Below are 22,129 nucleotides of genomic sequence, written 5' to 3' on the forward strand. Positions count from 1 at the left end.
GTCTTTAATACTGAGCGCAAATTTTATATGATTGTCTATAGGGTTCACGGTTTTCTCATATCCTTTCAAATGATACTGTAGTGGGTGGATTTTTTGGATGAGGGCTGTGAGCTCTTTTTCTGTCCTTAAATTGTAAATTCAAAGGCACAAAAAATCCTGTTAATAGTTTACCATTTGTAAACTATCAACAGGAAAAAGTATAGAGCCATTTATTTTTGGCACAATGCCTATTTTTTATCCATTTTACGGAGTTTATCTGTAAAGGGATGAGGACATGTTAATTGCAAAATATGAGGACGGCACACTTTGTTACGCCAATCAATACACCACCACTGAGTTACAAAAGATTAGGCAGCAGCATCAATTTTATTGTCCGAGTTGTGCCGCCAAAGTAAAATTACGCGTGGGGCCTTATAAAATTGCTCATTTTGCTCACCAAAATCAGTGTGCCAGCAGCAACGAGGGTGAAACTAGTGAACACTTGGCCGGTAAACTTTTTTTACTTAATTATTGTCAAAACCAAGGGTGGAAGTGTGCACTAGAGGCCTTTCTACCCGAGCTACAACAACGTCCGGATATTTTAGTAACCCTACCTCAGGTCAAAATAGCATTAGAATTTCAGTGTAGTCCAATTTCCATTAAACAATTATCTAAACGAACTGAAATGTACCGCCAAAACGGATACCGGGTTTATTGGTTACTTGGTAGTCGTTACCACGATTTACGTCATTGGTCAGCAAAAAAGCGGGCATTTTTACGTTATTCTAAGCAGGCAGGTTTTCATCTGTTTTTATTAGAAGCAGTTCAGAAAAGACTCTGGTTAGTTCATCACGTTCGGCAGTATGGGGTACCGATTAAAGTGAGTTATCAACGACAGCGATTAGGGATGATTTTGTTAACGGGCCACAAACCGCCAACTAATGCTGTGATTGAAGCCCAAACTATTTATAAGCAACTATACCGGGGTGCGCCAATTGTGCAAGGGCTACAAGCAACTTGTTACCTTGCGGGGCATCATCTAGCAGGTGATCCTTGGGCTTGTCATTCAAATTGGCCGACACCGCCAGTTCATCGCGAAGCGGCCTTTAACTTACGGGTCCGTTTACTCCTTTTCTGTGAAGAAAAGGTTGAATTAACTGATTTAGAGATTAATTCATTTTGTAAGCAATGTAAGCAGTGCTTTTTTGAGCTACCAATATTGACCAGAACGCAAAAAAATTATTGGCAGGAACAAGTTATTCGGCTGTTTTTGGCCGAATTTAGCCAACTTGGTTTCTTTAAAAGAACAATTTCTGGCTGGCAAATCCGCTGTTTACCAATTTGGTATCCTGATTATTTTTCAAAGTTAAAAATGTTAAAAAGACTAGAATAGCCTTGCAGATCCGTATTTACAGCAATTATGGATAACCTAACGATACAATTGATAGGTTATCGTGCGAGTTATTGCAAATTATTTTGAGCTTTTAACGATTTACGTGAAACACTATTTTCTCATTATAATATGCGGGCACCGGCCTATTTTATAGTACATAAAAACCCAGCACCAAAATCTGAGTTTGACTCAGACGCCAGTTACTAGGTCGTTTTAAGCTAAGCGTATTAAAGTGTATGCAGTTTATGTGATTTATCGGGGAAACTTGGTTGGCCTAAAGCAGTTACGCCAGCAAGATTACCGTCACAAACTTGATTTAATAATTCAAATGATTGGCAGTCCTCAATTAAAATTCCATAATCTTGTTCCGGATTATCGTAATTGAAGATTACCGTTGACGGGTGCGTTTGAATGTTCATTTCGCAAGCCACGTGTTGATCGGATTCAAAACTTTCTTTAGCCAGAGCAGATTGGCGATCTTCTAGGAACATATCAACGTCAAGCTTATTAGTTTCGGCCAATTGTTTGATCAAATCGGTAGAATAGCTGTAGTGATCAAAATTGAGGGCCGATTGCAAACTAATTAGAAAATTCTGGCCCCGGCGTTTTCCCTGAAACAGTGCCGCTTTATAATCTAATGAGGCCTGATAAATAGTTTGAAAAACCTGATTACGTAGTTGAAGATTATGGCTGTCAAGATTTTGATGGAGCATGATATCCTTGATTGTATTTAAATTAACTAGCGGTAGAAATTGATAGTGAATTTTTTCGGACCGTGCACTAACAAGTTCCAACACGGAATTTTCGGCCGCCAGGCAATGTTCACCGATTGGATTGACAAATAAATAGACTTCTAACAAGATTGCGTCCCCCATAATCTAACAAAAAATTTCAATTAAAAATAAATTAGTCAACATCATTACTAATATTCATAGTAACAAATCATGGCAAATTTTCAATCAAAATGCTCAGGCAGTGAAATTTCCATGTAAACGTTGATTGTTAAAGGTTAAATATTGATGCCGTAATGCGCGGATGATTTTATTTTGCACAGGCCGTTTTTGGATGTTTTGCTTCACTAAAATATCGTGAAATGCGCTAGTATTAGATTGCGTGACTTCAAGTTCTAACTCATAGTCGCTTGTAGTATCTGGATAAATTGTTTGGTCTAAAACAAGTAGACCAGCAGTTAGTTGGCTTTGACGACGAATAGTGGTGGCGTGGCCGATTACGAGTAATTCTTTAGGATTAATCTGTAAGGCGTTTAACTTAGTTGCAACTTGACTTGGAGTTAGAATTGTTTCCGCCGACCAAAGCCCTTTTGCCTGTGCTAAGGTAAGTGTGTCCGTTATTTCAGTTAGGCTGTGTTGTGATTTAGTGAGTGGAACTTTCAAGGTTTGTTCGGCCGAGGTGGCAAAAAGGCGGATTCGAAGCCCTAGGAATTGTTTCTTTAGCCGTTTTTCTTTAGTATCATAATAAACATTAGTTTGTTTAAATGAGTGTGTAAATGGGTATACTGCAAGTACGCGGTTAGCCTCCGCTGGGGTTAGTAAATTTTTAAATTCGATTTCTTTTGTTTGACTCAAAACTAATTCCTCCATTTGCAATAGTTTAACACGGGCTGCAGTTGTTCAACAACTGATTGAATTACCTTGCTGACGCGATTTATGCTAGAATATACTGGTAGTAAAATCAATTAAAATGATAGTTAATAAATGAGGGAAACACCATGCCAAAAGATTGGAATCTATTTTTAATGCCTTATAGGCAAGCAGTTGATGAATTAAAAATTAAATTACGGGGGATGCGTAAACAATTTCAACAGGAAAATGCGCATACACCAATTGAGTTTGTGACTGGCCGGGTTAAGCCAGTAGATAGTATTATTGAAAAAATGCAACGGCGACAAGTAACGGATGATCTCTTAGAGCAAGATATGCAGGATATTGCTGGGCTGCGTATTATGTGTCAATTTGTGGAAGATATCTACCAAGTGGTCGATCTAATTCACCAGCGGGCCGATCTTGAAGTGGTCGAAGAGCGTGATTACATTACCAACGTTAAGCCAAGTGGTTACCGATCGTACCACATTGTTATTTCTTACCCCGTCCAAATGGTTCACGGTGAAAAGCATATTTTAGCCGAAATTCAAATTCGGACGTTATCAATGAATTTTTGGGCAACCATTGAACACTCACTAAATTACAAATATCAGGGAGCGTTTCCGGAAGAAATTAATGAGCGATTAAAGCGGGCAGCAGAGGCCGCGTTTATGCTGGACCAAGAAATGTCGGCAATTCGTGAAGAGATACAAGAAGCGCAACAATTATTTTCGTACGGCAAAGGACAACAAACAAGCGATGATCAAGTGACCGGAAATCAGGTCACAGATAATGATCATGAGGATAAGCGAAAGTAGGGGTGCACATGCGGGTAAGTGTCTTTTATAATTCTGGAAAAAAGTCACAACAAGTGGCGACTAAATTAATAAAAAAGTTAGTTGACTGTGCTTTTGAAATTGACGATAAAAACCCAGATATCGTTATTTCGATAGGTGGGGATGGCACTTTACTATCTGCCTTTCATAAATTTTCAACGCAGTTAAACCAAGTCCGTTTTGTGGGAGTCCACACTGGGCACCTTGGTTTCTACACTGATTGGCGCGATTATGAAATTGATGATTTAGTTGAAAGCTTAAAACACGATACAGGTCAGCAAATTAGTTACCCACTACTTGATGTTGGCGTTCAATACGTGGGTGAGCGCGACCAAAAACACTATTTGGCACTTAATGAGTCTACCCTAAAGCGAGTTTCCGCAACGATGGTAACGGATGTTTACATTCGCGATGAGTTGTTTGAAAGTTTTCGAGGGGATGGCCTTTGCGTTTCAACACCAACTGGCTCGACTGCTTACAATAAATCGATCGGGGGGGCTGTTTTGCACCCGCGGTTAGAAGCTATTCAATTGACCGAAATTGCTTCCTTGAATAACCGAGTTTTCCGAACTTTGGGGTCACCAGTTGTAATTGCGCCAGATGAATGGATTGATATCAAACCTGACCAAACGGCACAAGATTATATCATGACAATTGATCAATTTATGCCCCGACAGAAGCCAATTGAAAGGATTCGTTACCGAATTGCCGATCAACGCATTGCTTTTGCGCGTTACCGCCACATGCATTTTTGGAATCGGGTGGAGGACGCCTTTATTGGTGAAAAACAAGGTTCATGATCTTTAATTGGACATTTACGGGAACGGATCCGCAAAAGGTTAAGTATTTTTTAAACCGCCAGGGAATTTCCCGAACTTTACTAAAAAAGATCAAGTACCACGGTGGTGCAATTAAGGTGAACGATCAGGATGTGACGGTATTATATCTACTGCGTTCGGGGGACAGGCTGACTGTTTTATTGCCAGTTGAAGAGCCCTTAGAGCGAATCGTACCTTCTGCTTTACCGATAACGGTTGTTTACGAAGATCCACATTTTTTAGTTGTTGATAAGCCGGCACAAGTGGCTTCATTACCAGCGCACCTTTACCCCCTTGATACAATGGCAAATCGAGTAAAGGGTTATTATTTGCGCCAAGGCTATTCGAATCAAGTTATTCATATTGTGACGCGGTTAGATCGAGGAACCTCAGGGCTAATGCTGTTTGCCAAGCATTCTTACGCCCATGCTGTATTAGATCAAGAATTACAACACCATCAGTTGCATAAAACCTACTTGGCATTCGTTGCTGGGCAGTTGGTTCATGATCACCAGATGATTACTTTTCCAATTCAACGGGAAGCCGGTTCATTTATTAAGCGAACGACTGGTGCTAGTGGGCGAGCAGCGCAAACTGAGTATTGGTGTGTCCGCCGTTTTCAAAACGCGACGTTAGTTAAAGTTCAGTTGCACACTGGACGAACACACCAAATTCGTGTGCATTTTACGGCAATTGGGCACCCCTTATTAGGGGATCATTTGTATGGTGGACCTCAAACAGAAGGATTGGAGCGACCTGCGTTACACTGTCAGCAACTTCGTTTTTATCATCCATTTTTAAAACGTGAAATTAAATTAACTAGCGCACTGCCTGATGATTTAATGGCCTTAGAACAGTCTTTGGCGAATCAATCAAATTAAAAGGATAGTCATTTAAGTCAGAAATTAAGTCACGATCAAAAACTTTGGAGGAGGGAAATAAATGCCAGTTGCCCAAGAAACAGAAGTTTGGCAAAAGCAAACTAACGAATTAAAAAAATTTCTAGCAATTGGTGACGCCAAAGCGTTTCGGAGTACCTTTCTTGAATTGCATAATTGGAAGCAGGCCCAATTTTTCCTGAGTTTAGATCAGACGGAACGATTGGCTCTTTACAATACCTTAACGACCAAAGAGGTTGGCGATTTATTTGATGATATTGATGACGATCAAGTGCAAATACCAGATTTTTTGAGTGAAATGGAACCCAGTTATGCGGCGGAAATGTTAACGGAAATGTATACCGATAACGCCGTGGATATTTTAGAACACTTAGATAAAGCAACTGTTCAGCGCTTGTTAGCACGTATGCCGCATAAAACCGCTGCAGAAATGCGGACGCTGCTTCATTATGGTGATGAAACTGCCGGCGCCATTATGACAACAGAGTACATCACCATTGTAGCTAAGCAAACAGTTGCTTCAGCGATGGCTGCTTTACGTGCTGAGGCTGATGAGGCCGAGTTAATCTACTACGTTTATGTTTTGGACAACGATCACCATTTAGCGGGTATTATTTCCTTACGTGATCTAATTGTGAATGATCAAGCAGCAATGATTAATGACATTATGAACGAGCGGGTTATTTCAGTGCAAGTGACCGATGATCAAGAGGCCGTAGCTCAGACAATTCGTGATTATAATTTTTTGGCCATTCCGGTTACTGATCCTAGCAATCATTTGTTAGGAATTATAACGGTTGATGATGTCATTGACGTGATTGATGATGAAGCCGCGGCCGATTATTCCGGTTTAGCCGGGGTTGATGTTGAGGCTAAACTGGAAAGTCCGCTTAAGTCAGCACTTAAACGCTTGCCTTGGCTCATTACCTTGCTATTTTTAGGAATGTCCACCGCAAGTTTGATTAGTCATTATGAAAATTTGGTCAGTGAAGCTAGCGTACTGGCAGTCTTCATTTCGTTGATTACTGGTACGGCCGGGAACGCTGGGACGCAAAGTTTGGCCGTGGCCGTTCGCCGGTTGGCCTTTAAAAATGAGCAAACTTCATTGCTGCGTACGTTAGTGGTGGAATTAATAACGGGATTGATGATTGGAGTTGTCACGGGATTAACGATTACAGTGGTGGTTGGTCTCTGGAAACATACCTTTGTTTTGGGATTTGTTATTGGGCTAGCAATGTGCTGTGCAATTATTGTCGCTAATTTGGCGGGAAGCTTCATTCCTAGCTTAATGGAGCGTTTAGGCTTTGATCCGGCGGTTGCTAGTGGTCCTTTTATTTCGACGCTTAGTGATTTAACTAGTGTGCTGATTTATTTTAGTATCGCGCAATATTTCATGCCATTTTTTATAAATAAGTAATCAGCAGAATAAAAAAAGAGTTTGAACAAGAATAACTTGTGGAAGTGGGACAAAAGTCCTGGCCTCTTTCTATTCGTCTGTTCAGACTCTTTTTGTATTTGTGCTGCAGTTGTTATTTTTTAGTGCAATTCGCCAACAATTTTACTACCGTGGGCCTCGTTAACGCCTAATGCGGTACTAATTGTAGCTAGATTATCCTGCGTAATTCCACCACCAGGTAGTACTGTCAATCGATTGGCCGCGTAAGCAATGGTATCTTTCAATTGTTTGTAATTAGCCGTTATGGGTGTTGTTAAGGGACCACCGTGAGTTAAAATTCGACTAACTTGATGCTCACTCAGCCAGTCGATTGTTTCGTGCTGTTTTGTGATCGGAATTTCATCAAAGGCCATGTGGAACGTAATTTCCATTCCACCGGCAGCGCCAATTAACATTTCCATGGCCTCTTCATCAAGTTGCTTATCTTTGGTTAAACAACCAAAGACGACACCATCGGCACCTAACTGTTGTGCTTCAAATAGATCGGCCTCCATCATACGTAGTTCTAAATCATTATAAACAAAATTACCACCCCGGGGACGAATCATCACAAATAACGGAATGTTTTTTTCGTGGGCATAGCGGCTAGCTTCGGCCATAACACCTTTGCTAACGGTAGTGCCGCCGACGGCAAGATTATCGCAAAGTTCAATTCGTTTGGCACCATTTTTAATGGCCTGGGGTAAATAAGTGTAATTTTCTAAACAAACTTCGGTAATTAGCATTTTGGTCTCCTTTACTCAGTTAAAAAGTGAACGCAAACTGGTTCTGTACAGGGAATTTTATTTTGTTTCAGTGTTAGTTTACCATTAGTTGAATCACGTTGGTAAAGGGTCAAATTACTTGTGTTTTGATTAGCCGTTAGTAAAAAATTTTCAGTGGCATCTAAGGCAAAGTCCCGGGGAAACTCGCCTTCAGTTGAAATTTGTTGGATCAAGCTTAATTTTTGACCATCAGGTGAGATTGCAAAAGCGGCGATTGTATTAGCGCCACGGTTAGAGGCGTAAAGAAAACGACCATCACTTGAAATTCGGATCGCAGCGCCACCGTTATGACCGGTATAGTTCTCCGGAAGGGTAGCGATTGTTGAAAGCTTTGCTAATTGGCCGTTTTTTGGATCATAGCTAAGAACGTTAATGGCACTGCCAAGTTCACCAATTAAATAAACTAATGGTTTTTGGGGATGAAAGACTAAGTGACGGGGACCGAAGCCGGGTGTTGTTTTAAAGGTAGCATCCAACGTTAATTTACCAGTACTAGTAACCTGGTAGGTAAGAACTTCATCGCTACCAAGATCGCAGACAATTAGGCGCCCATCAGGTGTTAAATCAGTAAAATGAATGTGGGCGGCCTCTTGTTCCGATTTTGGGCCTTTCCCAGTACGCGTAACTGTCTCAGCCAATTTAAGGCTACCGTCCGGTAAAATATGGTGGACGAGGATCTGGCCTTTATGATAATTTGCCGAATAAACTAATTGGCGTTTTTCGTCGATTGAAACGTAGGCCGGTGAGGAACCAGGTTGGACGGACTGATTGATAACTTGCGGTTGTTCAAAGTTTTGAATGTTAAAGGCACCTAAACCACCTTCACTATCTTCCGTTGTTAAGACACTATAAAGTCGGTGGGCCAGCGAAGTAGCCAAGTAGGTTGGATTACCAGTTGTGATGTAGGGTTGTACTGGCGTTAGAGTAGCCGCCGTTGTGTCCAGCGTTGTTTGGTAAATGCCAGTGCCAGTATTGCGTGTATAACTGCCAAGAAGAATTCTTTCTTTCAAAATTAGCCTTCCTTTCAAATGCTTATTCATTCCCTTATTTTAGCATAGCTACCGTTTTTATGGGATTAGAAAGAACAGTATTTATTCAGCTAGTTCAGCGTTAATATGCTAAACTTAAAAGAGTGCTTCGATTAGAAAGATCCGTGGATGCCGATCTTTTTTTGCATTTGCTGGATAATAAAGGGGAATAAACATGGAATTAAAAGCAACGGTCACGGCGATTGGTGAAAGTGCGATTACTGCGGAAGATCCGTTGGTCATTCTTTTTGATCAGGATGCAACCGCGGCTTTAAAGAAGGTTGCCATCATTCAAAAGTTTTCAAGCTTGGCTCAAATGCAGCAAGTTCATTTAACGCAGGGTGATAAATTATTAATTGATGATAATAGCTATACAGTGGAGTTTGTGGGCGAAGTTGTAAACACTAACCTAGTGACGATTGGCCACGTGGCCCTAATCTTTACGCCGGTGCCAAATGAAGATCGATTAGGTAATGGGGTTTATTTAACACCAGCCAAGAAGCCAGAATTTAAAGTGGGGACCAAAATCATCTACCAAATGAAGGCCGATTAAGAAACGGTTAGAAAGTAATCGAGAGTCACTTTTTCGAGTACGGATTGATCAATTTGATCTAGAAATACGAGCAAAAGTAATTTTCAAATATGCTTAGATTATCGAATGATTTATGAAGCAAGGTATTTGGTGATTTTGATTGGTCACAGAAATGTACTAGTTAGCGCACGTTCTGGTCAATAATAATGATAGACGGCTATTTTTATTATTGACCTAATTGACAGTAATAAACTACTTTGTTAAAGTGCTCAGTAATCTAAATTAAGTATGAAAAAAGTTGTTAGCTACTTTTTTCATACTTTAGTAAAGGAGGAGGCCCTTTTATGGTTGATAAAACACGAACTTGGTTTCGCCAGTGGTTCTTAAACAGTAAGACAGTGATTGTTTTATTAATCACATTACTGTGTCTGCTGATTGTATGGACTTTTACGAAAGTTGCGTGGCTATTTAAGCCGGTGGGACAATTTTTTAGTGTTATTGCCTTACCAGTCATTTTTGCCGGGATTTTATACTATTTATTAAATCCAATTATTGATTGGCTTGAGCGCCGACATCATGTTTCACGAACGCTTTCAACGATTGTGGCGTTTATTTTAATTGTCTTATTATTAGTCTGGGGAATAGTAAGCGTTGTTCCTTTCTTTCAGGAGCAAACTTTAAGCCTCTTAAAAAACTGGCCAACTTATTGGGAAACCTTAAACCGGGAAGTGACTCATTTATTACATGATCCCAATTTAGGCGTTCTAAAAAAGCAATGGGATCAGGCTAATGGCGATCTTTTTAAAACCACTTCCGAAAAATTATCGCCGTTTTTAACAACAACATTTTCTCATTTGGGGAATGTGTTTGGTGTTGTGGGTAACATTGTTGTTGGTTTGGTAACAATGCCGTTTATCTTGTTTTACTTATTACGTGATGGACATAATTTACCAAATTATTTAGTCCATTTTTTACCAACTAAATTCCGTAAATCAACTTTAAAGGTGTTACGTGAGGTTAATACACAAGTTAGTCAGTATATTCGGGGGCAGATAACAGTTGCGTTCTTTGTTGCCTTACTGTTCATTGCTGGGTACCTGCTGATCGGTTTGAAATACGCGGTTGTCTTAGGCGTATTGGCCGGAATTCTTAATCTAATTCCGTATTTAGGGTCATTTTTGGCCATGATTCCCTCAATTGTGGTGGCGGCCGTAATTTCACCGGTTATGTTGATTAAAGTGTTATTGGTATTTGCAGTTGAGCAAACACTTGAAGGCCGAGTAATTTCGCCATTGATTTTAGGAAGCTCACTGCATATTCACCCGGTTACTATTATTGTTGTCTTATTAACATCCGGTAAAATCTTTGGTTTGGCCGGGGTTATTTTGGGCATTCCTGGTTACGCGGTGTTAAAAGTCCTAATTGGCCATTTATTTGAATGGTACCGTGATGTTTCGGGACTTTACCACGAGCCACCGGAAGAAAAACCGGCTAAAAAATAAGCAGTCTTGATTACACGTCCGTCATTTGTTTGGCGAATTGTAATCAGGCTGCTTTTTCATTTTTTACCAACTTGCTTTTTTAACACCAGGAATTTTACCCTGTAACGCTAATGTCCGAAAATTAATTCGCGATAACCTAAACTTACGCATATAGGCGTGGGGCCGACCGTCTAAATTATCTCGATTATGCACCCGTGTTGGTGACGCATTTCGGGGAAGACGTGAAAGCGCGGCGTAATCTCCAGCCAATTTATATTGTTCGCGTACACCAGCGTAATGTTCGACGGTTAGCCGAATTTTCTTTGCTTTTTCAATTTTTGCTTTCTTTGCCACTAGTAGGACTCCCTTAATGAATTTGTAGGAAATAAGCCTACCATAAAAGAATGGGTGTCCCCAAGCAGTTAGCTCTAAAATTGATCACCATTGAAAATTGAGTTCTTAACGATCACGTAATCTACCTTGGTTAAGGCCTGTAAATCGCGGCCACCGGCATATGAAATTGCCGATTGTAGATCTTCTTGCATTTCCGTCAAAGTATCCTCAATATCACCTTTATAAGTGACTAGCATTTTTTTACCTTCAACATTATGGTGCTGGCCTTTTTGGTCTTCTGAGGCCGAACCGAAGTATTCTTTGTACAAAACGCCATCACGTTCAACCGACTTACCGGGCGATTGTTTGTGGCCAGCAAAAAGGGAGCCAATCATAACCATGCTGGCGCCGAACCGAATTGATTTAGCAATATCACCGTCAGTTCGGACACCACCGTCAGCGATAATTGGTTTACGTGCGGCCTTTGAGCACCAGCGTAAAGCGGCCAGTTGCCAGCCGCCGGTACCAAAACCAGTTTTTAGTTTAGTGATGCAAACTTTACCTGGGCCGATGCCAATTTTAGTTGCGTCTGCGCCGGCATTTTCTAATTCACGAACGCCTTCAGGAGTCCCGACATTACCGGCAATGACAAAACTTTGCGGTAGATATTTTTTGATGTGGTGAATCATGTCAATGACACGTTGGCTGTGTCCGTGGGCAATATCAATCGTAATGTATTCGGGAATTAAATCAGCAGTGGCCAAATCCTGAATGAAAGTATATTCATCCGCCTTAACACCAACACTGATCGACGCAAATAGTTTTTTTTCGTGCATCTGCTGAATAAATTTGGCCCGGCGTTGTGGTTCAAAACGGTGCATAATGTAAAAATAGTTATTTTTAGCTAGCATTTCAGCGAGGGGTTCATCGATAATGGTTTGCATGTTAGCAGGAACAACTGGTATTTTAAATGTTCGGTTACCGAACTTAACGCTAGTGTCACATTCAGAACGACTATCAACGACACATTTATTCGGAATTAATTGAATATCTTCGTAATCAAAAACTTGCATAAGGCATTTCCTCCAAATTAAAGACGAACATTATTTACTAAAATTGTATTTTTTGTACGTAATTAAATTAACTTAAAGTGTGTGCTTTGTCAATCTTATTTAAAGGAATAAGTGATAAACATGAATAATCGGACTGAATTATTCAAAATTGATCGAAAATAAGAGGAAAACACGTTTCTTTTGATAAAAGATTGGAATGAATGAGATTATTTAAATTTAAGGTGCAATTTTTCTTAAACCAGCTATGTCTTACCATTTACTAAAAGGTTAAAGTATTCTAAACTTAAGCGTATTTGAAAAAGTATAACAAATTGTGTTTGTGGTGTGTTTAGGCTCAATTGTTGGTAAGATGCTAGCAAAAGTAGTTTTTAAACACTTCCTAGTACATCGTAGTGACTATATTTAAAACTATTAGCTATTTTTCAGAATGCCAAAACCTAACTGGAACAAGGCAAAACAGATTAGATTCCATTCCGGTGCGCGAGGACGGAACGCGTGGCGGGTTGGCGAGCTAACTTTTACCAGATAAAGGCAAAGCGGGGGTAAAAGTGGATCTCGCCAAGCCCGCATGATTCTACTTCACAATAGTGGATGATTTTCGGAACAAAAATCTTAGATGTTACGGACGATGACCATTTAACTAAGGGCATAAATCGCCAAGTTGAAACATGGCTCTAAATGGCCCAGACCGCCATTAAGAATCATCGACACAGCTGATCCTCGCGCACCGAAATGAAATCAGGTCATAGTGGAACATTTAAGCGTTGTTTGTGTCTATTGCAGTAAACCAGTTATTGTGTTGCAAGTCAGTGAAGGCTACCTTTGTCAGTGTTGCTGGCGTATCGGCCGTGTCGAAGGTACTTGATGACCGAATTGTGGTCATTTAGTACCTTACGTGATTGACAAGATCCATTTTCTTTTCCGAATGGGTTTAATCGGAAAGAAAATTAGCTTGGCAACGCGCCATGCGTTCCATACGCCAGCGCCGGAATGGAACCTAACTGAGTCTGTTCACGTGTGATTCAGTGCCAAGCGGCATAAGCATTATTTTTAGTAGCGATATAATTTAAATATCCTAGGTCACTGTAATTGAAGCACATGACAATTAATCTGAATAAGGATCAAAATAATGAAAAAAATTGAAAAAGCAGCACTATTTTTAAAACAACACCGGCAATTATTTCGTTGTCCGGTTTGCCAAGCAGCGTATACGGCTGTAACGGATAAAAGTATTATTTGTCCCAATGGCCACCGACTTGATTTAAGTAAGAAGGGAACGCTTTATTTTTTGCGGCGAGCAATTGCGCCTGAATACGATAAGGAGATGTTACTTTGTCGTCGGCGCATTTTGCAAGCAGGTCTTTTTGACCCTTTCGTTAACTTGATTAAGACACAGCTGCCTGCTAAGGCAACTGCGTTAGATGTTGGTTGCGGCGAAGGGACAACACTGAATCAAATGGAGGATCAACTTGCAACTGCCGTTGGTTTTGATATTTCAACTGACGGTATTAATTTAGCAACGCAACAAGTAACTAAGGCTTTTTTCTGTGTCGCTGATCTAGCCCACCTACCTTTTAATGAGCACACCTTTGATGTTATTTTCAATATCTTTTCGCCGTCTAATTACCAAGAATTTGGCCGAATTTTACGACCAGCGGGGAAGGTTATCAAGGTGATCCCTAACGCCGATTATCTGAAGGAGCTGCGGCGGACTCTATACGCCTATGATGCGCAGAATAAGACTTATTCTAACGAGGCCGTGTTAACTCATTTCAAGGAAAATTACGCTAAGGTAACGGAAAAGCAGGTTAAGTACCAGTTTTCATTGACTCCCGCGTTGAGTCATGACCTGTTGTACATGACACCTTTACACTGGCACGCAAAACCAGAACGAATTCAGGCGGTTTTGGCAGAACCGTTTTCAAAAATAACCGTTGACGTCACGGTTTTAACGGGTGAAAAATAATTTAGATTTTATTAAAAAATGTCATCAATTTGTAATTTTAAACGGTTGTTAAAGTGTTAGCCGGGTGTTATATTAGTGGTAAGGAATTTTTTCATTGACTTTTATCAGAATAACCTTTAAGTTTTGATAAAAATGAGTGATTAATACTTCACTAACGTAGCGTTTCGCCGTGCCCACACCGAAGCGATACGTTTTTTCCATTTGTGAATTTTTCTGTTAAATTCGGCTTGTAAACCGTTGATATAGCGGTGTTCGTTAATTACAAGTTTGTGAAAAAAAGCGAATTAAACCGAAAGAAACAGAACTTTTTGGGTAACTTTTGGGTAACATTTTTTTAGCAATAACGGACTATTCTAGTAGCCCGTTATTTTTTTATGCTTTTTTACGAAAAACTTTGCTATCCATTAAATCAATTACTTTATCTTTACCATCATCAGTACCAGCGTTATATTGATCAGTCATGCTGATGTTTTTATGACCAAGATAATTTGAGACGTCTCGTGGATTTAATTCGCCGCGCATCTCGTTAGCAAATGTAGCAAAGGCATGACGAAATAGGTGAGGGTAAACGTGTATTCCAGTAGCCTTACTGACATCACGATAAAGATAAGTTAAGCGCGAATAGTCATATGGCCGTGCCTTATCCGATACAAAAATAAAATCATCCGGACTAGGCAGCTTATTATTATTTTTATATCTAAGCTTCGAAATTCTTAATGCTTCGCGTAAAACGACCGCGCAGGAGGTGAATGCTTTGATTCTACGAACGGAATAGCTATTCTTGGTAGATTTACCCTGTGGTGCGTTCTGCGTCCTAGCACGCGTTATATTGAGATACATAGTGCCATCTGATTGTTCTTCGATTGATTTAAACATAACACCCATAACTTCGCCGTGACGCATCCCCATTGTTGGCAGTAGAAACATAGCAAGCTTAATACCATTAAGGTTGTCAGTAGCCCAGCTCAGAACTTTATTATATTCAGCATGTGATATTTGCTTGCTGCGGGCCTGCTTTTGGCTACGCAATTCAATTTGCTTTAGGGGATTGCTAATTAAGATACCATTATAAATGGCATCATTTATTAAGGCTGATAAAGCCTTATGAATATTTCCGAGCATAGCCTTAGAATATTTTGGAGTGCTGTCTTCTTTTTTAGTATTGCGTAATTCGTTCAGATAAGCTCTGTAAGACATTCTATTAACCTCACGTAACTTTGTATTACCAAAACGCGGCAAGATGTGTAGGCGAAATACTCGCTCCATCTGGGCAGTACTATCAGCCGTCCAGTCTCCAGACCCTATTTTTTCTTTATAATAAAGTCGCCAATAAGATTTAACGGTGAACTTAGTCGGATCAGTTATATTTAAATCATTGGCCTCAGATATCTGCTTATTTAGCCAAGTCTCAGCCTCCTTAATTGTACTAAAACCATTCTTGACGAAATCTAAAACTTGTCCATTGATCGTTTTCTTTTGACGTGCACGGTACAATTTGTTTTTGTCATTATGATAATAATAAATATGAGGGTGTCCTTTTACTGATATATATTTTGTTTTCATGATAATCCTCTCTACCTGGGCGGGATTAAAGGATTTTGCATCATCACCTTCTTTACGTTAAAATTATGTATGAAAAGAGACTACACTATGTGTGCGTTGAATTTAGTTGTGGCACATCCCGTTTACTTTGGTCGGTAGGGGATGTGCTATTTTTTATTTAACAAATTGTAAATCAACATCTGCTTCGGAATTTTTAGCAATCACAGTGCCATCTGGCAACTGGACAACAATATGAACACTTTGAATTCCGTAATTGGATTCTTGACGTTCGGTCATTGCTTGCAGAATATCCATTATTTTTTGCAGATCGGAATGACTCCAGGTTTTCCAATCGGCAAATCCAATCCAGGTTACTGTATTAGTGCTTGAATCATAAGCGGCCGATTCTGCGGTGCCTTTGTTTAAGCTGTTTAACTTAGCCTGATATTTTGTAGCATTGCTAGAGGTCCTGTTACTAGATGATTCAGCACGACTAGAGGCAGCAGCTTGATCAATACTGGTTTGCTCGGAATCATAGTTGGCTGACTTAACAATAGCTTCGGATACAGCAACATTATTATTATTATCGCTGCCTGAAATGATATAAGTAGCCTTAGGATTATTATTTGGTAAAGTAACAGTTGTTGAAAATCTATTGTTCTTAATTTTAATTTTAGTACTACCAGTTTTGCCTTGTATCTGTCTAATTGTTAGAGACCTAGTGTGCTTAGCCGTACCAGATATTTTAGCCTTGCGCTGTGGATTAGCTGTTAAATGTAAATCAGAATATTTAGCAGTGCCGTCCAAGTGTAAAGAAGGTTCTTTTTTAGATGACTTCTTAACCACCTTTTTTGTTACAACATTTTCATGTGCCATTATATGTTGCGCTATTTGATAACTGCCAATAGATAAGATTAGACTAACGAATAATAATATAAGTGGTATTTTCATGGCTTTGGTTTTTATTTGATTAAAAATCAACAAACAAATTCCAATTATTATCCCCACAATTCCGGCAAAAAATAGCACCAGCAAAAATCCTAACATTTAAGTTTCCTCCAAAGTGATATAATATTTTTGTGATCGTATCACTTTGTTTGCCTCATTCCGTTGCCGCGGAGTGGGGTATTTTTATTTATCCAGGTAATTAATAATTTCACTTTTTACAATATCCTCTAAATGGGTTGGTATTGCAAAAATTGACATAAACTCATTAAGATTAATGCGGTCTGTATCTTTGTCATCGATATAATAAGGTAAAAGCAGCTTAATCGCTGATTGATTGGCCCTAGTTTCAATGGCATTCCTAGTTGGCGTGTAATAGAACATTTCATTTGAGTGATCGCCATTCAAAATATGGCCAATTTCGTGAGCAAACTGAAAAGCCAATTGTTTTTTGTTCCTCAAATTAGTATTTAACAAAATAGTTTTAGTTTTTGTGTTTACGGCACAAGGAGTATCTGGAGATAGATCCCCAGACGCTTGAACAGCAATCCCGTTATCCATTGCTAAGTTCATTAAATTAGTTAAAATATTATCCATATTATTTCCCCCGCAGCAACCGTTTTATTAATTCTCGATCCTCCTCTGGTATCGGTTTTCCCTCAAATGTCATAATCACATCATCATCACTCAGCTCAACCGACTGTTTATTTTCATAAACAGTATTTTCATTTTCCGTTTTACCCAACAAATAATCCACAGAAACATCAAGAACGTCAGCAACCTTTTCTAGAGAATGTGTTGTCGGAGTCTGATCTTTCCAGCGATATATACTATTGATACCAATTCCTGCTTTTTGAGCAGTAGTTTTTAAATTCCAACCACGTTTATTTGAAATTTCTTTAATACGTTCAACCAGTGTCATATCAGCATTTCTCCTAGTATGACGAAGAAATAAAACTGAAAACGGTAATTTTTGCTTTACAAAAGTACTGCATTCAGTTATTATTAACTCATCAAGTAATTGAGCAACAAAAAAACAAAGCTTATCAAAACTAACTTTGGCAAGTAACGGTTGATAAGATAGTTGTTTATTGCTTATTTGTTATGCCTTTATTGTACTGAACTCAGTACAAAATTGCAACAACTTGATAAAGAAAATACAGAAAGGGGACAAAAATAATGGTTGAAGAAAATTTGAAAGCAACAGCTAAATCGATTAAAAAACAAATCAAAGTTAAATTGTTGGAACGAGATATTTCGCAAATTGAATTAGCTGAAATGATTCATGAAAATACTTCACAGGTAAGCAGAGCGATTAGTGGCGATATTTCACCAAAGTCTATAAAAATCCGTGAAAGAATTTATTTTATCTTAAATATTAAAGAATAAAGGGATGAACTGCATGAATGAATTACAGAATTTCGATTTTGAAGGAAATAATGTTCGAACAGTAATTATCGGTAATAAACCATATTTCGTAGGCAAAGACGTGGCAGATATCTTAGGATATCAACGTGCTACTAAAGCAATTCAAGATCATGTTGATAGTGAAGATAAAGATGAAGTCCCATTTCAGGATTCCATCGGAAGAAACCAGAATACACCAGTAATTACAGAATCAGGTGTCTATTCCTTAATTTTCAGTAGTCACCTAGATTCAGCAAAGCGATTTAAGCACTGGGTTACCTCTGATGTCCTGCCAACAATTCGCAAACATGGTGCTTATATGACGCCAGCAAAAATTGAAGAGGCACTGCTTAATCCTGATACCATCATTAACTTGGCACAACAGCTTAAAACAGAACGGGAGAGTCGTTTGATTGCAGAGCAGCAAGTTAGTGAGCTAACACCGAAAGCGACCTATTACGACTTAATATTACGAAATAAGACGTTGCTTTCAATAACTAAGATTGCTAAGGACTATGGCTGGAGTGGAACAGCAATGAATAAGAAACTGCATCAACTAGGAGTGCAATTCAAGCAAGGTAAAACTTGGCTTCTGTATCAGAAATATGCTGATAAGGGCTATACACAGAGTCAAACGTTTGTTGATGATACTGACACATCACGCATGAGTACGTATTGGACACAGGCTGGACGAATATTCATCTACGAACTATTGAAGCAAAACGGCATCTTACCATTGATTGAGCAAGAAAATATTGCGTAAGTGAGGCGATAATTTTGAACATCGGATTGGATCCAGAATCAACACATTCCATTCTGGAAAAAATTGCAAATAAGTTTATCGATTTGCTAATGCCACTCATTAAAGAACGCCTTGAGCAAGACGAGTTGATGACGAGGGAAGAACTTAGCAAAAAAATATTGCGTTGTGATCCAGACACAGCAGATAAGCGTTACTTAAGTAAGCCCGGTTTCCCGTACATGCAGCCGAGCAAACGTAAGATTTATTCCAAAAAGGCGGTCCAAAAATGGATTGCCGAAAATCAAATTTATAATTAAAAATCCTGGGCGGGATGAAACTAGAAAGGAAGTAATCGCATGGTTTGGACGGTTAACGTATCAAGTTTTACGTTTGGAATTTTGGCCGGTGTAGTTATTACAGCTTTAATTTACGGCTTAATTAAGCATAGAAAGGACTTGTTCGGGATTTGAATAAGGCAGGTGATTTAGAAAGTAGGCATGACCGGCACTCAATTTATATCTCAATGTACAACGGCTTGCACTGGTATTTAGTGAGTTTTGTTAATACAGCGGTGCCAGTTTCAATCGTTAAAAATTTTTCCGGTAACTTTATAAACGAAAACAAAAAAGTCACTAACGGTGGTAGCCGTTAATGACTGAGGTGTTAGAACTTTTGCAAATATTTTAACACTTTCATTATAGCAAATTTGGAGGTAATCACAATGGACGAATTACAAAAAGAAGAACTACAAGAATTGCACGAGCAGGAAGAACAAAAGAAACAATTTACCGTCACTGATTCGGCTCAGGCGGATTGGGTATTACGTAAATTAAGTGCTCTGGACGCTGAGGACAATGAGAATCAAAAAACGTACGACAAAAATCGTGAACGTATTGATAACTGGTTAGCCAAAGTAAAGCAATCAACTCAAGATAGTCGGGAATATTTAACCCGGTTATTAACTGATTATGCTGTTGCACAGAGGACTGAAAATCCAAAATTTAAAATAAATACCCCCAACGGTAAAGTTACTTTTCGTAAGCAACAGCCCAAGTGGATTTATGACGATGATAAATTGGTTGAATCCTTACAGAGTGCCGATGCAAGTAATCTTTTACGAATTAAGCAAGTTCCGGATAAAAAGAAGCTTAAGCAAGTAGTGACTGTTACCGATAAAGGCCAAGTCGTCACTTCTGACGGAGCCTTGCTTGACGGGGTGAGGGTTGAACCGTTACCAGAAAAAGTTGTCATTAAGCCAGAATAGGAGGTCGGATCATGAATAGCGTTGAAGATGTGTATTTAGCCGAGAACTATGATGGTGTGCCTTTGCGTTCGTTTGAAGGCATTTACGGAATCAGCAGTGAATATTCACCACGTCACCAAACTGAATGCTTTCACAAATATGATGCTAAAAATTGCTTATTAGATATGTCAGGCCGTGATTATTTTGCCAGTCAAATTATAAGAGGCATGACGAATCTCCAAGCATTGTCAGTTATGTTAAATCAGTTTCATGCAGAGCCAATGGAAGATAAGGAAGAATGGTTCCGCGCTTTATTACAGAAAGGTGTAGATCCTAATGACTGAAAATAATGATCTGAGTTTATATCAACGGTTGGCAAGTGTTCATAAGGCCGTTTCGTATTTAAAAAAGAATCAAAGTGGGCGGCAATACAGCTATGTTGGTTCAAGTGATGTTTTAGGTCAGTTGCATGGCTTGATCGATGAGAATGGTCTGTTACTGCTCCCATCGATTACGGATCACAATGTCACCGCGTCAACCGATGAAAATCACGGTAAACAGCGTGTTACTTATTTTACCGAGCTAGATATGACAATGACTTGGGTTAACATTGATAACCCTCAAGAAAAGCTTGAATCACATTGGTATGCGCAGGGTGTTGATATTGCCGGTGAAAAAGGTGTAGGTAAGGCCTTAACTTACGGCGAGAAATATTTCTTATTGAAGTTTTTCAACATTGCAACCGATCAAGATGATCCAGATGCATTCCAGAATAAGACCGAACAAACCAAGGCTGATATGCCAAGAGTCGTTTCTAAAACTCAAGTAACTGTCATTACAAAAATATTTGAACAAGTTGCCAAAACACACGGTGCCGATACAGAAATGGTTATTGCTAATTCAATCAAACAGGTTGGCCTAAATAAGCCACTTAATCAGTTAAATACTTCCGAATATGGCAAGTTGTTGAACTATATCAGCAGTGTTAAAGCAAAACTTGAAAAGAAGACGCAGAAGGAGCAAACGGCCTAATGAAATTATTTGGTGAGCTAGATCAGTTGTCAGGCAATCAATTAAAAATCAAGTTGCATGATGACGCACCCATTTATCGAATGAGTAAGCTTGCCAATGGTCGCAAGCCAGCCATACAGCTTGATATTGAAGATGGTCGGACAATTAGTCCAGATCAACGTAAAAAGATCTGGGCGTTGATTAGAGACATTTCTGAATGGAACGGGGATGTACCGCAATATATTGAAGATCTCATGAAGTCTTACACGCGTGAAATATTCAATCTTGAACCGTACTCATTAAGTAATTGTTCCGTGACGATAGCAAGTTACACGATTGAAACTATACTTGAATTTTGTTTCAGAAATGATGTGCCATTCAGTACAAGGACTTGGGACATGCTGCCAAATGATTATACAGCAGAGTGGTTCTGCTTAAGATTTCGTAAATGTATTATCTGCGGTAAGCATGCCGACATTGCTCATTATGAAGCAGTTGGCATGGGTAATAACCGCCGCAAGATTAGTCATGCTAAATTTCATTTTATGGCATTATGTCGAATTCACCATACCGAGCAACACACGATCGGCGTCGATAAGTTCTTACAGAAATATCATATTAAGCCAATTAAATTGAATTATGAAGAACGCAAGAAATTAAGGATTGGAGGTAAAGGCGATGAAGAGTCCTAGTTATTATGCCATTATTCCGGCTAACGTACGTTACGACAAAGATTTACCCGCTAATGCTAAATTGCTTTACGGAGAGATTACCGCGCTATGTAACCAAAAAGGTTATTGCTGGGCCTCTAACAAATACTTTGCTGATTTATATGGCATTAAAGAAGGATCAGTATCTAGACTTATTTCTAAATTAGCCAAGAAAGGATATCTAAATATCAAATTAGTTTACAAGGAAAATAGTAAAGAAATTGATAAAAGAGCAATAACAATTAGCACTACCCCTATTAACAATAAAGAGCATACCCCTACACAAAAAAGTGGAAACTGTCAAATCTTTTGTGTAAATAGATCTTTCTCATAGATTGATTTTTTATTCTTTATTTAATCAAAGTAAGAT

The 22,129-nt window shown here is 39.1% G+C and carries 27 protein-coding genes; 16 read left to right on the forward strand and 11 right to left on the reverse strand.

Annotated elements, in window-relative coordinates:
• The first annotated feature begins 274 nt into the window (after positions 1 to 274).
• Entirely contained in the window at positions 275 to 1,372 is a 1,098-nt protein-coding gene (locus EKM61_RS08240; protein WP_068225401.1) for a competence protein CoiA, read from the forward strand.
• A gap of 227 nt (positions 1,373 to 1,599) precedes the next feature.
• Here the strand turns inward: EKM61_RS08240 and EKM61_RS08245 are convergent, their stop codons facing one another.
• Positions 1,600 to 2,232, reverse strand: coding sequence for a DsbA family protein (locus EKM61_RS08245; RefSeq protein WP_068225400.1), 633 nt, complete (start codon positions 2,230 to 2,232; stop codon positions 1,600 to 1,602).
• Positions 2,233 to 2,340: 108 nt separating this feature from the next.
• On the reverse strand, positions 2,341 to 2,958 hold the full coding sequence (locus EKM61_RS08250) for a CYTH domain-containing protein (RefSeq protein ID WP_068225399.1): 618 nt from the start codon (positions 2,956 to 2,958) through the stop codon (positions 2,341 to 2,343).
• A gap of 143 nt (positions 2,959 to 3,101) precedes the next feature.
• Here EKM61_RS08250 and EKM61_RS08255 point away from each other — a divergent pair, with 143 nt between their 5' ends.
• The 4 genes from EKM61_RS08255 (at position 3,102) to mgtE (ending at position 6,943) form a co-directional block, all read left to right on the forward strand.
• Entirely contained in the window at positions 3,102 to 3,791 is a 690-nt protein-coding gene (locus EKM61_RS08255) for a GTP pyrophosphokinase (protein ID WP_125636183.1), read from the forward strand.
• 8 nt (positions 3,792 to 3,799) lie between these two features.
• Complete coding sequence (locus EKM61_RS08260) at positions 3,800 to 4,609, forward strand: NAD kinase (RefSeq protein WP_068225397.1); 810 nt, start codon at positions 3,800 to 3,802, stop codon at positions 4,607 to 4,609.
• Positions 4,606 to 5,508, forward strand: coding sequence for an RluA family pseudouridine synthase (locus EKM61_RS08265; RefSeq protein ID WP_068225396.1), 903 nt, complete (start codon positions 4,606 to 4,608; stop codon positions 5,506 to 5,508). The genes EKM61_RS08260 and EKM61_RS08265 overlap by 4 nt, the downstream gene beginning before the upstream one ends.
• Before the next feature lie 61 nt (positions 5,509 to 5,569).
• On the forward strand, positions 5,570 to 6,943 hold the full coding sequence (gene mgtE / locus EKM61_RS08270; protein WP_068225395.1) for a magnesium transporter: 1,374 nt from the start codon (positions 5,570 to 5,572) through the stop codon (positions 6,941 to 6,943).
• Positions 6,944 to 7,062: 119 nt separating this feature from the next.
• On the opposite strand, the gene EKM61_RS08275 is transcribed toward mgtE, so the two are convergent.
• Positions 7,063 to 7,707 (reverse strand): copper homeostasis protein CutC, encoded by a 645-nt coding sequence (locus tag EKM61_RS08275; RefSeq protein WP_068225394.1) that lies wholly within the window; start codon positions 7,705 to 7,707, stop codon positions 7,063 to 7,065.
• 11 nt (positions 7,708 to 7,718) lie between these two features.
• Positions 7,719 to 8,756, reverse strand: a complete 1,038-nt coding sequence (locus tag EKM61_RS08280) for a lactonase family protein (protein WP_068225393.1) — start codon at positions 8,754 to 8,756, stop codon at positions 7,719 to 7,721.
• Between the two features lie 193 nt (positions 8,757 to 8,949).
• On the opposite strand from EKM61_RS08280, the gene EKM61_RS08285 reads away from it, so the two are divergent.
• Positions 8,950 to 9,327 (forward strand): PTS glucitol/sorbitol transporter subunit IIA, encoded by a 378-nt coding sequence (locus EKM61_RS08285; RefSeq protein WP_068225392.1) that lies wholly within the window; start codon positions 8,950 to 8,952, stop codon positions 9,325 to 9,327.
• A gap of 323 nt (positions 9,328 to 9,650) precedes the next feature.
• Positions 9,651 to 10,808, forward strand: a complete 1,158-nt coding sequence (locus EKM61_RS08290) for an AI-2E family transporter (protein WP_068225391.1) — start codon at positions 9,651 to 9,653, stop codon at positions 10,806 to 10,808.
• Between the two features lie 63 nt (positions 10,809 to 10,871).
• Here the strand turns inward: EKM61_RS08290 and rpsN are convergent, their stop codons facing one another.
• The 3 genes from rpsN to EKM61_RS12300 all read right to left on the reverse strand — a co-directional run bounded on the left by rpsN (position 10,872) and on the right by EKM61_RS12300 (position 13,076).
• Complete coding sequence (rpsN, locus tag EKM61_RS08295) at positions 10,872 to 11,141, reverse strand: 30S ribosomal protein S14 (RefSeq protein ID WP_068225390.1); 270 nt, start codon at positions 11,139 to 11,141, stop codon at positions 10,872 to 10,874.
• A gap of 74 nt (positions 11,142 to 11,215) precedes the next feature.
• The gene (locus tag EKM61_RS08300; RefSeq protein WP_068225389.1) at positions 11,216 to 12,193 is read right to left on the reverse strand and encodes a GMP reductase; all 978 of its coding nucleotides are present in this window, start codon (positions 12,191 to 12,193) and stop codon (positions 11,216 to 11,218) included.
• A 757-nt stretch (positions 12,194 to 12,950) separates the two neighbouring features.
• On the reverse strand, positions 12,951 to 13,076 hold the full coding sequence (locus EKM61_RS12300) for a hypothetical protein (RefSeq protein WP_257749576.1): 126 nt from the start codon (positions 13,074 to 13,076) through the stop codon (positions 12,951 to 12,953).
• A 246-nt stretch (positions 13,077 to 13,322) separates the two neighbouring features.
• On the opposite strand from EKM61_RS12300, the gene EKM61_RS08305 reads away from it, so the two are divergent.
• A complete protein-coding gene (locus EKM61_RS08305; RefSeq protein ID WP_068376616.1) occupies positions 13,323 to 14,159 on the forward strand; it encodes a methyltransferase domain-containing protein in 837 nt (278 codons plus the stop codon).
• Between the two features lie 372 nt (positions 14,160 to 14,531).
• On the opposite strand, the gene EKM61_RS08310 is transcribed toward EKM61_RS08305, so the two are convergent.
• The 4 genes from EKM61_RS08310 to EKM61_RS08325 form a co-directional block, all read right to left on the reverse strand.
• Positions 14,532 to 15,722 carry a tyrosine-type recombinase/integrase gene (locus EKM61_RS08310; protein WP_068376619.1) on the reverse strand — a complete coding sequence of 397 codons (1,191 nt, stop codon included), beginning with the start codon at positions 15,720 to 15,722 and terminating at the stop codon, positions 14,532 to 14,534.
• A 153-nt stretch (positions 15,723 to 15,875) separates the two neighbouring features.
• Positions 15,876 to 16,748, reverse strand: a complete 873-nt coding sequence (locus tag EKM61_RS08315) for a hypothetical protein (RefSeq protein WP_068376622.1) — start codon at positions 16,746 to 16,748, stop codon at positions 15,876 to 15,878.
• 84 nt (positions 16,749 to 16,832) lie between these two features.
• Positions 16,833 to 17,243: an ImmA/IrrE family metallo-endopeptidase gene (locus tag EKM61_RS08320; protein WP_068376625.1), complete on the reverse strand. Its 411-nt coding sequence runs from the start codon at positions 17,241 to 17,243 to the stop codon at positions 16,833 to 16,835.
• A 1-nt stretch (position 17,244) separates the two neighbouring features.
• Positions 17,245 to 17,568, reverse strand: coding sequence for a helix-turn-helix domain-containing protein (locus tag EKM61_RS08325; RefSeq protein WP_068376627.1), 324 nt, complete (start codon positions 17,566 to 17,568; stop codon positions 17,245 to 17,247).
• Between the two features lie 257 nt (positions 17,569 to 17,825).
• Here EKM61_RS08325 and EKM61_RS08330 point away from each other — a divergent pair, with 257 nt between their 5' ends.
• From EKM61_RS08330 to EKM61_RS08365, 8 genes are all read left to right on the forward strand, one after another.
• Positions 17,826 to 18,035, forward strand: a complete 210-nt coding sequence (locus EKM61_RS08330) for a helix-turn-helix domain-containing protein (protein WP_068376630.1) — start codon at positions 17,826 to 17,828, stop codon at positions 18,033 to 18,035.
• A 13-nt stretch (positions 18,036 to 18,048) separates the two neighbouring features.
• Positions 18,049 to 18,816, forward strand: coding sequence for a phage antirepressor (locus tag EKM61_RS08335; protein WP_068376633.1), 768 nt, complete (start codon positions 18,049 to 18,051; stop codon positions 18,814 to 18,816).
• A gap of 14 nt (positions 18,817 to 18,830) precedes the next feature.
• Positions 18,831 to 19,112, forward strand: coding sequence for a hypothetical protein (locus EKM61_RS08340; protein ID WP_068225381.1), 282 nt, complete (start codon positions 18,831 to 18,833; stop codon positions 19,110 to 19,112).
• Between the two features lie 404 nt (positions 19,113 to 19,516).
• Positions 19,517 to 20,059, forward strand: coding sequence for a host-nuclease inhibitor Gam family protein (locus EKM61_RS08345; protein ID WP_068225060.1), 543 nt, complete (start codon positions 19,517 to 19,519; stop codon positions 20,057 to 20,059).
• Positions 20,060 to 20,070: 11 nt separating this feature from the next.
• Positions 20,071 to 20,382, forward strand: coding sequence for a hypothetical protein (locus EKM61_RS08350; protein ID WP_068376638.1), 312 nt, complete (start codon positions 20,071 to 20,073; stop codon positions 20,380 to 20,382).
• Positions 20,375 to 21,070, forward strand: coding sequence for an ERF family protein (locus tag EKM61_RS08355; protein WP_068376642.1), 696 nt, complete (start codon positions 20,375 to 20,377; stop codon positions 21,068 to 21,070). The genes EKM61_RS08350 and EKM61_RS08355 overlap by 8 nt, the downstream gene beginning before the upstream one ends.
• Positions 21,070 to 21,741: a putative HNHc nuclease gene (locus tag EKM61_RS08360; protein WP_068376645.1), complete on the forward strand. Its 672-nt coding sequence runs from the start codon at positions 21,070 to 21,072 to the stop codon at positions 21,739 to 21,741. Before EKM61_RS08355 ends, EKM61_RS08360 begins: the two co-directional genes overlap by 1 nt.
• Positions 21,728 to 22,093 (forward strand): helix-turn-helix domain-containing protein, encoded by a 366-nt coding sequence (locus tag EKM61_RS08365; protein ID WP_125636185.1) that lies wholly within the window; start codon positions 21,728 to 21,730, stop codon positions 22,091 to 22,093. The genes EKM61_RS08360 and EKM61_RS08365 overlap by 14 nt, the downstream gene beginning before the upstream one ends.
• The last annotated feature ends 36 nt before the right edge of the window (positions 22,094 to 22,129 follow it).

Source organism: Loigolactobacillus backii (genome assembly GCF_003946275.1).
Taxonomy (GTDB): Bacteria; Bacillota; Bacilli; order Lactobacillales; family Lactobacillaceae; genus Loigolactobacillus; species Loigolactobacillus backii.